16 protein-coding genes are annotated in these 11,942 nt (G+C 70.0%); 3 read left to right on the top strand and 13 right to left on the bottom strand.

Going from position 1 to position 11,942, the window contains the following annotated elements; translation table 11 throughout:
• Positions 1-181 precede the first annotated feature (181 nt).
• The gene (locus ACZ49J_RS36580) at positions 182-367 is read left to right on the top strand and encodes a hypothetical protein (RefSeq protein ID WP_467455161.1); all 186 of its coding nucleotides are present in this window, start codon (positions 182-184) and stop codon (positions 365-367) included.
• Positions 368-664: 297 nt separating this feature from the next.
• Here ACZ49J_RS36580 and ACZ49J_RS36575 read toward each other — a convergent pair whose 3' ends face one another.
• From ACZ49J_RS36575 to ACZ49J_RS36565, 3 genes are all read right to left on the bottom strand, one after another.
• Positions 665-1,921 carry a GNAT family N-acetyltransferase gene (locus ACZ49J_RS36575; RefSeq protein WP_467455163.1) on the bottom strand — a complete coding sequence of 419 codons (1,257 nt, stop codon included), beginning with the start codon at positions 1,919-1,921 and terminating at the stop codon, positions 665-667.
• A gap of 138 nt (positions 1,922-2,059) precedes the next feature.
• Positions 2,060-2,938 carry a GNAT family N-acetyltransferase gene (locus ACZ49J_RS36570; protein ID WP_467455164.1) on the bottom strand — a complete coding sequence of 293 codons (879 nt, stop codon included), beginning with the start codon at positions 2,936-2,938 and terminating at the stop codon, positions 2,060-2,062.
• A gap of 100 nt (positions 2,939-3,038) precedes the next feature.
• Positions 3,039-3,650: an RsiG family protein gene (locus ACZ49J_RS36565; RefSeq protein ID WP_467455165.1), complete on the bottom strand. Its 612-nt coding sequence runs from the start codon at positions 3,648-3,650 to the stop codon at positions 3,039-3,041.
• A 277-nt stretch (positions 3,651-3,927) separates the two neighbouring features.
• Between ACZ49J_RS36565 and dtd the strand changes: the two genes are divergently transcribed.
• Positions 3,928-4,353, top strand: a complete 426-nt coding sequence (gene dtd / locus ACZ49J_RS36560; RefSeq protein WP_467455166.1) for a D-aminoacyl-tRNA deacylase — start codon at positions 3,928-3,930, stop codon at positions 4,351-4,353.
• A 46-nt stretch (positions 4,354-4,399) separates the two neighbouring features.
• Here dtd and ygfZ read toward each other — a convergent pair whose 3' ends face one another.
• The 6 genes from ygfZ to ACZ49J_RS36530 all read right to left on the bottom strand — a co-directional run bounded on the left by ygfZ (position 4,400) and on the right by ACZ49J_RS36530 (position 9,265).
• Positions 4,400-5,365, bottom strand: a complete 966-nt coding sequence (gene ygfZ, locus ACZ49J_RS36555) for a CAF17-like 4Fe-4S cluster assembly/insertion protein YgfZ (RefSeq protein ID WP_467455168.1) — start codon at positions 5,363-5,365, stop codon at positions 4,400-4,402.
• 10 nt (positions 5,366-5,375) lie between these two features.
• Entirely contained in the window at positions 5,376-5,819 is a 444-nt protein-coding gene (locus ACZ49J_RS36550; protein WP_467455169.1) for a Fur family transcriptional regulator, read from the bottom strand.
• Positions 5,820-5,882: 63 nt separating this feature from the next.
• Entirely contained in the window at positions 5,883-6,458 is a 576-nt protein-coding gene (locus ACZ49J_RS36545) for a heme-binding beta-barrel domain-containing protein (protein WP_467455170.1), read from the bottom strand.
• A 286-nt stretch (positions 6,459-6,744) separates the two neighbouring features.
• On the bottom strand, positions 6,745-7,620 hold the full coding sequence (locus tag ACZ49J_RS36540; protein ID WP_467455172.1) for a hypothetical protein: 876 nt from the start codon (positions 7,618-7,620) through the stop codon (positions 6,745-6,747).
• Positions 7,617-8,516 carry a hypothetical protein gene (locus ACZ49J_RS36535; RefSeq protein ID WP_467455173.1) on the bottom strand — a complete coding sequence of 300 codons (900 nt, stop codon included), beginning with the start codon at positions 8,514-8,516 and terminating at the stop codon, positions 7,617-7,619. Before ACZ49J_RS36535 ends, ACZ49J_RS36540 begins: the two co-directional genes overlap by 4 nt.
• Positions 8,513-9,265, bottom strand: a complete 753-nt coding sequence (locus ACZ49J_RS36530) for a hypothetical protein (protein WP_468351607.1) — start codon at positions 9,263-9,265, stop codon at positions 8,513-8,515. Before ACZ49J_RS36530 ends, ACZ49J_RS36535 begins: the two co-directional genes overlap by 4 nt.
• A 157-nt stretch (positions 9,266-9,422) precedes the next feature.
• On the opposite strand from ACZ49J_RS36530, the gene ACZ49J_RS36525 reads away from it, so the two are divergent.
• Positions 9,423-9,785 (top strand): DsrE family protein, encoded by a 363-nt coding sequence (locus ACZ49J_RS36525; protein ID WP_467455174.1) that lies wholly within the window; start codon positions 9,423-9,425, stop codon positions 9,783-9,785.
• Between the two features lie 65 nt (positions 9,786-9,850).
• Here ACZ49J_RS36525 and ACZ49J_RS36520 read toward each other — a convergent pair whose 3' ends face one another.
• The 4 genes from ACZ49J_RS36520 to ACZ49J_RS36505 all read right to left on the bottom strand — a co-directional run bounded on the left by ACZ49J_RS36520 (position 9,851) and on the right by ACZ49J_RS36505 (position 11,853).
• Positions 9,851-10,234, bottom strand: coding sequence for a VOC family protein (locus ACZ49J_RS36520; protein WP_467455175.1), 384 nt, complete (start codon positions 10,232-10,234; stop codon positions 9,851-9,853).
• A gap of 13 nt (positions 10,235-10,247) precedes the next feature.
• A complete protein-coding gene (locus ACZ49J_RS36515) occupies positions 10,248-10,505 on the bottom strand; it encodes a DUF3099 domain-containing protein (protein WP_467455177.1) in 258 nt (85 codons plus the stop codon).
• A 127-nt stretch (positions 10,506-10,632) separates the two neighbouring features.
• Entirely contained in the window at positions 10,633-10,920 is a 288-nt protein-coding gene (locus ACZ49J_RS36510) for a DUF1416 domain-containing protein (RefSeq protein WP_009189358.1), read from the bottom strand.
• An 87-nt stretch (positions 10,921-11,007) separates the two neighbouring features.
• Positions 11,008-11,853, bottom strand: a complete 846-nt coding sequence (locus ACZ49J_RS36505; protein WP_467455178.1) for a sulfurtransferase — start codon at positions 11,851-11,853, stop codon at positions 11,008-11,010.
• Between the last annotated feature and the right edge of the window lie 89 nt (positions 11,854-11,942).

Raw genomic sequence — 11,942 nt, 5'->3', positions numbered from 1 at the left:
TGAGACGACTCCAAGCGGAGATAAGTACGGTGGAGTTGGTCGCCAACTTGAGCAACATGGTCAAACTTGACGGGGGGTTGGTCACAAAAGGTGACCAACGATCGCTGAGGGTGACTTGGTCGAGCAGGTGGGCGCCGTCGTCTCGTCCCGAAGGAGGGACGTTCCGGAAGGAGGGACCGTCATGCCGCTCATCGCCATCGCCGCCGCCGCCCTCGCCGTCGGGTTCGAGCAGCTCATCGAGTGGAAGTACGGCCCGATGGGCATCATCGGCGTCCTCGCCCTCACCGTCGGGCTCAAGGCCAGGAACACGCTGATCAGCGGTATCGGAGCCGTACTGCTCGTGATGCTGCTGGCACCGTCCGGCTGAACGGCCGACAGTCCGGCGGCCGGGCTCCCTTCCGGAGGGGAGCCGGGAGCTCGGCCCGCCCAGCACAGCCACAACCGAAGAGCCCAGCCACAGTTGAACAGCACAGTGACAACCGAACAGCACAGCCACAACCGCACCACAACTTCATACGGGGAGCTACCACAACTGCACAGCTACGGATACGGATTCAGCACCACAGCAGTGCCAACCGCGGTACCAACCGCGGTACCAACCGCGGTACCAACCGCGGTATCGACAGCAGTACCGGCACACCACCCGCACGGAAGGAGCACCGCTTCAGAAGATGTCCGGGCACCACGGTCGCCTGGACGTACGCAGCAGGGCGTCGGCAACGGAGGCGGCGCCCTTCCGCTGCTCCCGCACCCGGCCGAGCGCGGCAAGCCGCACCGCCGACTCGTCACCAAGCCACAGGGCGCCCAACTCACCAATATCCAGGGTGAGTTCGGCGCTCTCTCGCGTGGGCGCGCAGGAAGCCCCGTCCGGCCCCGCCTCCAGCCGGTACCGGCCGCCCGCCGGCCCCGTCCCGTCGACGACTTCGAGGACGAGCGTCCCGGTCCCCGCGTACGTACGCGCCTCCATGGCCCGTACGACGTCCAGCACCCGCACCCACAACCAGTCCGCCTGAGCGGAGATGCGGGCTGCGCGCGGGTCGGGGAAGAACAGCGGCAGCAGGTCGTCGGGGGCCCGCATGTCCGACGTGACCTTGATGATCCAGTCGATCGAGCACAGGTAGTGCCACAGGGCGCGTTCGGCGGCCGGGGTCACGGCGATCAGCCAGTTCACCTCGGCCGTGTTCTGCGGCTGTTTGTCGAACCAGTTGTCGTCCGCCTTGTACGAGACGAGGCCCTCGACCTCGCCGGCCGCCGAGCGGTACACGGCGTAGAAGGGTTCCGTCCAGGGCGTGCGGTCCAGCAGCACGGCTCCGGTGTTGGTCTGCCACCAGCGGTCGTCGCGGCTGACGGCGCCGGGCTGGGTGCGGCGCAGGCGCTCGTGCAGTTCGGGGCCGAGCTTGCGGACGTCCGCGCCGTCGACGAGGTCGATGCGGCCGCCGTCGTCCGGGCCCGACCAGCGGGGGTCGAGGCCGGTGCGCGGGACGTCGACGGTCCACCGGGCGGCCCAGGTGGCGGGGCCGAAGCCGTAGCGGCCGTATATCGGGTACTCGGCCGCGATGAGCGTCGCGACGACGTCTCCCCTGTCCTTCGCCGCCTTCAGGTCCTGGGCCATCATGCGGGTGAGGATCCCCCGGCGGCGGTGGGTGGGCGAGACGGTGACGTTCGATACGGCGTCAGCGGGAACGGGGCTGCCGCCCACGGCGGTGATCTGCTGGGGGAAGGACCGGAAGGTGGCGACGCAGCGGTCGCCGTCGAAGGCCCCGAGGGTGCGCTCCGGGATGATGTACGACGCGCGGTCGGCGATCTCGGTCTCCGCGACCTTGGGGGGGCGCAGGAACCCGGTGTTCAGGGCGCGGGTCCACTCGGGGATGTCGTCCCTGGTGAGGCGGCGTATGTCGATGGTGTCCGGGGAGCGGGTCATGGTGCCACGGTAGGAGCGCCGGGACGGGGGTGTCGCGCGGATTTCGCCCCCGCCGCCCTTACCCGTCCCATGCCTGGTGGCTGCGCCCCCAGACCCCCTTTCCGGCCGGAGCCCCTTTTCGTCGTGACGGCCTCGTCCTCAGGCGCCGGGCGGGCTGGAATTCCGGAAGTCGTACGCGGCGAAGTCGGTGACCCGGCGGTAACCGAGGCGCTGGTACAGGGCGTTGCTCGTGGGGTTGGCCGCGTTCGTGAACAGCACGACCTCCCGGGCGCCCGCGGCGAGCGCCGCGCGGCTGACCTCGACCGTCACGGCGCCCGCGTAGCCGCGACCGCGCCGGTGGGCGGGGGTGTAGACGGGGTCCACCCGGACCTGACCGGCGACCATCGGGTTGACGCCCGCCATGGAGACGGGCGTGCCGTCCGGGGTCTCCCAGTAGGTGTAGTGCTTCTCGGCGAAGCGTGTTCCGGCCCAGGAGCCGGCGTCGATGGTGACAACTTCCCCGACGTCTGCGGCGAACTCTCGGCACCAGCGCATGAGGTGCTCCTGGTCCGGCTCGCCTACGAGTCGGCCCCGCCCCTCCGGGAACGGCTCGGGCGGAGTGAGCGTGCCGAGGCGGTAGAGGTGGAGCCGCGCGCGGAGCGTCGACGTGGCGCCCGCGTGCCGCCGCCAGGCCTCGGCGAACGCGGTGGCTGTGTCATGGTCCGCGGTGACACCGGCGAGGGGGTGGCCGAGGCCGGCCAGGTGGGCGGCGAGGGTGTCGGCCTGCTCGGAGGAGAGGGTGGTGAGGCTCAGACGGCGGGACGGAAGGCGGTAGAAGATGGCGCGTACCTCGCCCCCTGACTCCAGCCGGCCGAAGACGGTGGCTCCGGCGCCGTACGCGTTCGCTCCGCGCGTCCGCAGTTTCTCGATCACCGTCAGCGGCGTGGTGTGCAGGGCGGGGCGCGACCGTAGGAACTCTCCGCTTCGGGCGAGGAAGTCGTCGAGGTCTTCGGTGAGGTGCCAGTCGTCAGGGCGCATACCTCAGACTTCATGATGCGGAGGAAACGCGAACGCCGGAGGGGCTGCTTTCAGCCGCTCCGGCGTTCGCGGGCGAATCCCCTCAGATCCCTCAGGCCCCTCAGAGGAGCAGGTCGTCCACCTGTGCTTCCCCGTCGCGGTACCGGCGGGCGATCTCCGCGCCGCAGTCGTCGGCCGTGTGCTGCAGCTGCTGGCGGCGGCGGGAGACCTGCTGCTCGTAGCGGACGAGGCGGCCCAGGCCCTCGGCGAGTTCCTCGTCCGTACGGGCCTGGAGGTCGGACAGCTCGACCTCGGCCAGCATGTCGGAGGCCAGGGCCCGGTACTCCTCGCGGTGGGGGGTGCCCACCGTCACGTGGCGGGCGGAGGAACGGTGCCGGGCGGGCGCGTCCGTGAGGATCTCCGGGAGCCGGTCGACGAGACCGGAGGGCGCCGCCGCGCCGCCCCGCCGGGCCAGCTCGGCCCGCAGGATGTCGATGCGTCCCTGGAGCAGCCGCCGTACGTAACTGAGGTCGGCCTCGTCCCGCTGCGCGTCCCGGCGCATGGCCCGCAGGTCGGACAGCCGCAGCAGCGCCACATCCCGGCTGGACTGGTCGGGGGCCACCGGTGTGCTGCTCGTGCGCTGCACGGGCGGGCGGTGTGTGCCCCCGACGGCCCACTCCACCCACTCCACCGGCCACTGCCCCGTACTGGTGTTCGTACTTGAAGTGCTCATGTGTCTCAACCGTCCCCTCAGCCGGCGCGGTGCACCCCACGCACGCACCGCAACACAGGCATCGTGCCACCCAAAGTGGCCGCTATGTGACCTAGTGCCCCTGATCAGCCCCAGATGCGGGGTTAAGAATCAAAAGGATCATTAAGGATGATCGCCCGAGTCACTGGGTCAGTCGTATGGTCGCAACGAGCCTGCCGGGGTCCCGTCCAGCACTCTTCCCTGGCCTCGTCAATACCCCCATACGAGTGATGCGTCGTCGCGCGGCATCATGGTCCCCATGCGTGCGGTGGTACAGAGGGTGGACGGCGCGAGCGTCGTCGTGGACGGAGAGACGGTCGGCGCAATCGAGGGCGAGGGCCTGTGCGTCCTCGTCGGGGTCACGCACGACGACACCAAGGAGAAGGCCGTCCAGCTCGCCCGCAAGCTCTGGTCGATCCGGATGCTGCAGGACGAGAAGTCGTGCAGCGACATCGACGCGCCGCTGCTCGTCATCAGCCAGTTCACGCTCTACGGGGACGCCCGCAAGGGCCGCCGCCCCACCTGGAACGCGGCAGCCCCCGGAGAGGTCGCCGAGCCGCTCGTCGACGAGGTCGTCGCCCAGCTGCGCGCCCTGGGCGCGACGGTGGCCACGGGCCGCTTCGGCGCGAAGATGCGCGTGGGGCTGACGAACGACGGCCCGTTCACCGTGCTGCTGGAGATGTGAGACCGCGAGGGGCGGGCCTCAGGGGCTCGGCCTCAAGGGCTCGGCCTCAGGGCTCGACGACGACCTCCTGCGCAGCCGCCGTCGTGTCGGCCATCAGCGGCGCGTCCACCGGCACGTTCCGCTTGACCAGGGCCAGCGCCACCGGGCCCAGCTCGTGGTGGCGTACGGACGTGGTCACGAAGCCGATCTTCCGGCCGTCGGGGCCCTCGTCCGCCAGGCGGATCTCCGTGCCGGGCGGCGGCAGGTGGACCTCGCTGCCGTCGAGGTGGAGGAAGACGAGCCGGCGCGGGGGCTTGCCCAGGTTCTGGACGCGGGCGACGGTCTCCTGGCCCCGGTAGCAGCCCTTCTGGAGGTGGACCGCGCTGCCGATCCAGCCCAGCTCGTGCGGGATCGTCCGGTGGTCGGTCTCGAAGCCGAGCCGCGGGCGGTGCGCCTCGACGCGCAGGGCCTCGTACGCGAGCAGCCCGGCCGGCGGGCCGGCCTTCTCCGCGTACGACTCCAGGTCCGTACGCGGCAGGAAGAGGTCACGCCCGTACGGTGTCTCGCGGACGACGGCTCCTTCCGGGGCCTCGGCGATCGAACCGGCCGGCAGATGGACGACCGCGACGTCGGCGGTCCGGTCGGCGACCTCGACCCGGTAGAAGAACTTCATCGACTCCAGGTACGCGATCAGCGCGTCCTGCGTGCCGGGCTCGACGTGCGCCCAGACCCGCTCGCCGTCGTCCACCAGGTACAGCGCGTGCTCGATGTGGCCGTGCGCGGACAGGACGAGCGCCTCGGTGGCCTGGTGCGGCGGAAGGTCACTGACGTGCTGGGTGAGCAGCAGATGCAGCCAGCTGAGCCGGTCCTCACCGGAGACGGTCAGGACCCCTCGGTGGGAGAGGTCCACGAATCCGGTGCCGTCGGCGAGGGCGCGCTGTTCGCGGAACAGGTCGCCGTAGTGGGCGGCGACGCCTTCGTCCACGCCCTCGGCGGGGACGGCGCCGGGCAGGGACAGCAGAGGACTCTTCATACGGACAACCCTACGACGTGGTAGTTGAACCCTTCAGCTTCATCGAACAGTCCTCGCACCGGCCGAAGATCGCGAAGTGCTTCATGTCCGTGTCGAAGCCGAAGGTCTCGCGCAGCTTGGCCGTGAAGTCGGCGGCCACCTCGACGTCGGCCTCGATGACCGTCGTGCAGTCACGGCACACGAGGTGGATGTGGTGGTGCCGGTCGGCCAGGTGGTACGTCGGGGCCCCGTGCCCGAGATGGGCGTGCGAGACCAGCCCGAGCTCCTCCAGGAGCTCCAGGGTTCGGTACACGGTGGAAATGTTGACCCCCGACGCCGTCTTCCTCACTTCCACGAGGATGTCGTCGGGGGTCGCGTGCTCCAGGGTGTCCACGGCTTCGAGGACAAGCTGGCGCTGCGGCGTCAGCCGGTAACCGCGCTGCCTGAGGTCGCTCTTCCAGTCGGTGCTCACCACACTGGAAGTCTAGGACCAGTCGGGCGGAGGGCCCGCGCGAAGAGACCTACTCGATGAGAAGGCCTACTTGAAGAAGGCGATCCCGTCGTCCGGCATGTCGTCGGGCAGGGCCTTGGCCCAGCGCTCGACCTCCTCCGGGGTGACGACCTTCTTCAGGTGCGCCGACATGTAGGGGCGCAGCTCGACCTCGGGGGTCTGCTTCTCGCCGACCCACATCAGGTCGCTCTTGACGTAGCCGTAGAGCCGCTTGCCGCCCGAGTACGGACCCGAGACCGCCGTGCGCGCGACCGCGTCCGTGACCAGGTCGATCTGCGGCTTCTTGTCGGCCAGCTCGCCGTACCAGACCTCGACGACACCGTCGTCGCGGACCATCGTCACCTCGACCTTGCGCTCGGCGTCGACGCGCCAGAAGCCGGACTCCGTCTCCAGCGGCCGCACCTTGTTCCCCTCCTGGTCCAGCACCCAGGTGCGGGAGTGGTACTCCAGGAAGTCCCGGCCGTCGTGGGTGAAGGTGACCTCCTGGCCGAAGTTGCACTTCTCGGAACCGGGGAAGTCGTGCACGCCCGCGCCGGCCCAGTTGCCGAGCAGGAAGGCGAGGGGGACGAGGTCCTTGTGCAGGTCGGACGGGATCTCGATCATGAGCAGCTCAGAAGTCTCGTACGTCTGTGAGGGGGCGTCTGTCAGGGAGGGTCAGCGCTGGCCCTGGTACAGCTTCTTCACGGCCAGCCCGGTGAAGGCGAGGACGCCGACGGCGACCAGGACCAGCAGGACTTCGAAGAAGATCTCCACGGGGTGCTCCTCGATTGAGCGGGGGCTGTGCGTGTACGGGGCCGGCCCCAGCTTACGCGGCCGGGGCCCGGGCCCTGTATCCGAGGTCGGCCCTGGGCTGCCGGGGCAGGCCCGGGGGCCGGTTCCCCGGTGCGGCTCAGCCGAGCAACTGGCTCTGGAGCACCACCGTCTGCTGGAAGGGAACGGCCTTCGCCGCGCCCTTCCCGGACTGGACGACCAGCGCCAGGGTGTCTCCGGCGGAGAGGTACGCCTGACGGACCTGTTCCTTGCCGTACGGCTTGGTCTCGACGTACGCGGCCCGCTCGATGTCGTCGACCTCGGAACGCCCCGGGAACTTCTCGTCCCGGACGATGATCCCCTCGGCCCCGCGCACCTCGTACGACGGACTGTTGTACGCGGTGAGCTCCTCCGACACCTCGTCAGCGACGGCCGCCGTGTTGAACTGCAGCAGATAGATCCGCGTGTGCGTGCCGTCGGGCATGGTCCAGCCACGAGCGGCGATGTGCCGCAGGCCGAAGTCGGTGAGCAGCTGGCGGAGCATGTCCAGGTCGTCCTCCGGCGCGTACTCCGCGAGGAAGTCCTTCTTCGCCAGCCAGCCGTCCTCACCGCGCAGGGCCTTGTCGGCCTTCGCGCCCTTGGGCGCAGGCAGTACAAGTTCCCGCAGGTCGGCGTAGTGGGCGCCGGCCTTGTTCGTGTCGGCGAAGGGGGCGGGGCTGCCGGACGGGAGCGGCGGTCTGGTCAGCCGCGGGTACTCCCAGCGGCCGTCCGGTTCGGTCGCGAGGCCCGGCACGTCCGTGCGCTCCATGCGCGTGACGCCGTACGCGGCCGCCGTACCGGCCGCGGCGAACACCACGACGGCGGCCGTCCAGCGCAGCACGGCCCGCAGGACGCGGCGGTCCTTCTTCGCCGGCGGCGCCACCGGGAGTTCCGGCTGCGGCGGTACGAGTGGCGGCGCCGCCGGCATGGGCGGCACGACGAACGGCTGCTGTTCGGTGCTGGGCTGCTCGGTCATACCGCCTCCCCCGGCTCGGTGATGCGGCCGAGCTGGTCGCCCACGAGTCGCGCGACCGCCTTGGTGTCCAGTGACTTGACGCCGTACGCGCTGGCCGTGACCAGGACGTCGCCCTGGGCCGCGAGGCAGAACATCGCGTCCAGGTCCACGTCGGCGTCCTTGGGCGTCAGGAAGCACTGGGCGTTCCTGTGACCCTCGATCTTCGGCCCCTTGCGGAAGACGTCCAGGATGCCGAGGAACTCCTTCTGGGCGGCGGCGCTGTTCCTGACCGCTCCCCTGTCCATCCGGACGAGCTCGATGCTCACGATGAGGGCGTCCTCGGAGGAGAGCGAGTCGCCCGTCCCGAGGTAACTGCGCATCGCCATGCCCTGGATGTCCTGCTTCTCGATCTCCCGCTCCAGCTGTCGGCGCTGGGAGCGGGGCAGGTCGCGCAGCGACTCCTTGCGCAGGTCGGTCGCCTGGCCACCGCCGAGTGAGGCGTCGGAGCCGAACTCCGCGATGTCCGGGCCCCGGGTCCAGCGGTCGTCGTACGGCAGCAGCATCCCGGCGAGTCCGGTGGCCTCGGGGGCGTTCTGCGCGTCCGCGGTGGTCTTCGGGAACTTCCACACGGGGGCGCCCGCGTCCCGGTCGGCGGCGTCCACGGTCACCACGGTGTAGCCGACACCGGCGATCACGGCGGCGGCCAGCAGCACGGACCCGGCGATCGCGGCGACACGGCCACGCCGGACGGGCCGCTTCGCGGAGGCGGCGGGTACGTCGGCGGGTACGTCCACGGCGGTGGCGGCGGGGACCTCCGCCGCGGTGGCCACGGCGGCCAGGGCCGTCGTGGCGCCCTCGGCCTCGACGGCACCGACCTGGCTTTCCGGTCTCTCGGCGTTCTCGGGGCTCTCGCTCACAGCCGCTCCATCTGCCGCTCGGCCAGGTCCATGATCTTCGCCTTCGGTATCGGCCTGGTGTCGCTGACCCATATCTCCATCTCGATGTCACCGCGCCAGGCGTGCGCCTCGGCCGTGTAGTACGGCAGGTAACCGGGCTCCCTCTCGGGCGTGCGGTGCACGAACGCCTTGCCGTCGCCGGTCCCGGGGATCGCCCAGCTGTCGGTGTCGCCCTCGCGTTCGGCCCAGCCGTACGAGTTCTCGGTGTAGTTCGAGGCCCCGAGCCTCTCCTCCTGGTGGTACTGCACCAGGCGGACCTCGACGGTGTACGTGCTGCCCACCCGCCAGCCGGTGACGGCCGCGCGGCGGAACTCCTGGTCGATGAGCCCGAGGAACGCGTCGTCCGGCTCGTTGAAGAAGCTCGCGTAACCCGCCAGGTCCTCCCACCCGTCGACACCCGTCAGGTACTCGGCCTCGGTGGCACCCTTCGGCTTCTTCAGCAGCAGCTTCCGCAGGTCACCTTCGGACTTCACCTTCCAGTCGTCCAGGGCCGACAGCGGTTCGGGACCCTTGCCCTTGGCCTGGGGCAGCACCGGCTGCGACAGCGGGGGCAGCGCGGTGGGCTCACGGCCGGCCTGGACGAGATACCCGCAGCAGGTCCCGGCGACGAGCCCGAGCACGGCGGCCCCGGCGATCAGCAGCGTCGTACGGCCCCGGCGTCGCGGCCGCGGGGCGGGAGCCACCACGGGCACATCAGGCGCATCAGGCATATCAGGTACTTCGGGTGCATCCGCGACTTCCAAGGCGTTCCCCCACAGACGGTGAAGCGCGGATTCCGCATCCGCGCACAGGAGACCCATGGCCCACGCAGGGGGTTGCGCCGGGATTGGTTACGATTCGGACTCCTGCTCGGCCTACTATGCGGTCATGGCGAAGAAGCTCGTGATCAAGGTGACGGCGGGGGCTGACGCCCCCGAGCGCTGCTCGCAGGCGTTCACCGTGGCGGCGGTGGCCGTGGCCAGTGGTGTCGATGTCTCCCTGTGGCTGACCGGTGAGTCCGCCTGGTTCGCCCTGCCGGGCCGCGCCGCCGAGTTCGAGCTCCCGCACGCCGCGCCCCTTCCCGACCTGATCGACTCGGTCCTGGCGGGTGGCCGGCTCACCCTGTGCACCCAGTGCGCGGCTCGCCGCGACATCTCGGAGAAGGACGTGATCGAGGGCGTGCGCATCGCGGGCGCCCAGGTGTTCGTCCAGGAGACGATGGCGGACGAGACGCAGGCGCTCGTCTACTGAGACGGGCGGTTCGGTCCGCGGTCAATTCCCGGTCAGTCCGTGGTCAGTCCGCGGTCAGTCCGCGGTCAGTCCGTGGTCTCCACCCACAGACAGAAGGGGTGCCCGGACGGGTCGAACAGCACCCGTACGTCGTCCTGGGGCTGGTGGTCGGCGAGTACGGCGCCCTCGGCGACCGCGCGGGCCGTCTCGCCCGCCAGGTCGTCGACCTCGACGTCCAGGTGCAGCATCATCTGCTGGTCGCCGGGCTCGCGACTCGGCCAGACGGGACGGACGTACTCGGGCTCGGTCTCGAAGGCGAGCGAGACGCCGTCGCCGTCAGCGGGCCCGATGAGCACCCAGTCGGGTTCCTCGCGGCGCACCTCGTATCCGAGGAGCCGCAGATAGAAGCCGGCCAGCTCGTGCGCGTCATGCGCGTCGAGCACAACGGTGGACACCCGTGCGTTCGGCATGACCACCTTGCTACTACCGGCGCTTCTTCCCGTCCAGCTCGTCCCACCACTCGTCGGACTGCGGGTCGCCGGAGGGGGCGTCCCACCAGCGGTCCTCGGGACCCCGCCGGTTGGCGACCATCGCGGCCAGCGGCGGGATCACCATCGCCACCACGCACATGCCCACGGCCACCGGAACCGACCAGAGCCGTACGACTCCCCAGGCCAGGACGAAGAGCGCGAGACACGTCCCCATCATGGCGAAGTAGAGACGGCGCCGGCGTTTGTACATACCTCCAGCGTAGGTCCGTACACGCCAAAGAGGCCGCACCTCGGGCGTACGACCCGTAAGGTGCGGCCCCTTGGCCGTCACGTGCGATCAGGCCGCGTCAGGCCGCGTCAGACCGCCTCACCTCGCCTCAGACCGCGATCGCGACCTCCGCCAGGCCGCCCTTCTGGGCGACGACGGTGCGGTCGGCGGTGCCGCCGGGGACGAGGGCGCGCACGGTCCAGGTGCCCTCGGCCGCGTAGAACCGGAACTGGCCGGTGGCGGAGGTGGGGACCTCCGCGGTGAACTCGCCGGTCGAGTCCAGGAGACGGACGTAGCCGGTCACCGGCTCGCCGTCGCGGGTGACCTGCCCCTGGATGGTGGTCTCACCGGGCTTGATCGTCGAGGCGTCGGGGCCGCCGGCCTTCGCTCCACACATGTCGTTCTCCAAAAGGGGTCTGACCGGAGGAAGGCCGGTCGGGATTTGCGGGTCTCTTCGCTTGCTGCCGATCGCTTACTGCGGGTCCTACTTGTTGGCGCCGAGCTCGATCGGCACGCCGACGAGGGAGCCGTACTCGGTCCAGGAGCCGTCGTAGTTCTTGACGTTCTCCACACCGAGCAGCTCGTGCAGCACGAACCAGGTGAGCGCGGAGCGCTCGCCGATCCGGCAGTAGGCGATGGTGTCCTTGGCCAGGTCGACGTTCTCCTCGGCGTAGAGCTCCTTGAGCTCGTCGTCCGACTTGAAGGTGCCGTCGTCGTTGGCGTTCTTGGACCACGGGATGTTGCGGGCGCTCGGGACGTGACCCGGACGCTGCGACTGCTCCTGCGGCAGGTGCGCGGGGGCGAGCAGCTTGCCCGAGAACTCGTCGGGGGAGCGGACGTCCACCAGGTTCTGCGAACCGATCGCGGCGACCACGTCGTCGCGGAAGGCGCGGATCGAGGTGTCCTGCGGCTTGGCCTTGTACTCGGTCTTCGCCCGCTCGGGCACCTCGGAGCCGTCGACCAGCTCGCGGGCGTCGAGCTCCCACTTCTTGCGGCCGCCGTCGAGGAGCTTGACGTTCTCGTGGCCGTAGAGCTTGAAGTACCAGTAGGCGTACGAGGCGAACCAGTTGTTGTTGCCGCCGTAGAGGATCACCGTGGTGTCGTTGGCGATGCCCTTCTCCGACAGGAGCTTCTCGAAGCCCTCCTGGTCGATGAAGTCACGGCGCACCGGGTCCTGGAGGTCCTTGGTCCAGTCGATCCGGATGGCGTTCTTGATGTGGTTCTTCTCGTACGCGGACGTGTCCTCGTCGACCTCGACGATGGCGATCGTCGGGTCGTCCAGGTGCTCCTGGACCCAGTCGGCGTCGACCAGGACGTCGCTGCGGCTCATGCTCTTTCTCCTCCGGGGCAGTTGCGGCGGGGCTGTGCGTGGAGACTTCGGGGTGCGGGCACGCGGCGGGGCCATGAAAGCCATGGATC

Source organism: Streptomyces sp. NPDC030840, from assembly GCF_055572015.1.
The sequence above is the reverse complement of the archived record's forward strand: the minus strand, read 5'-3'. Positions and strand labels throughout refer to the sequence as shown.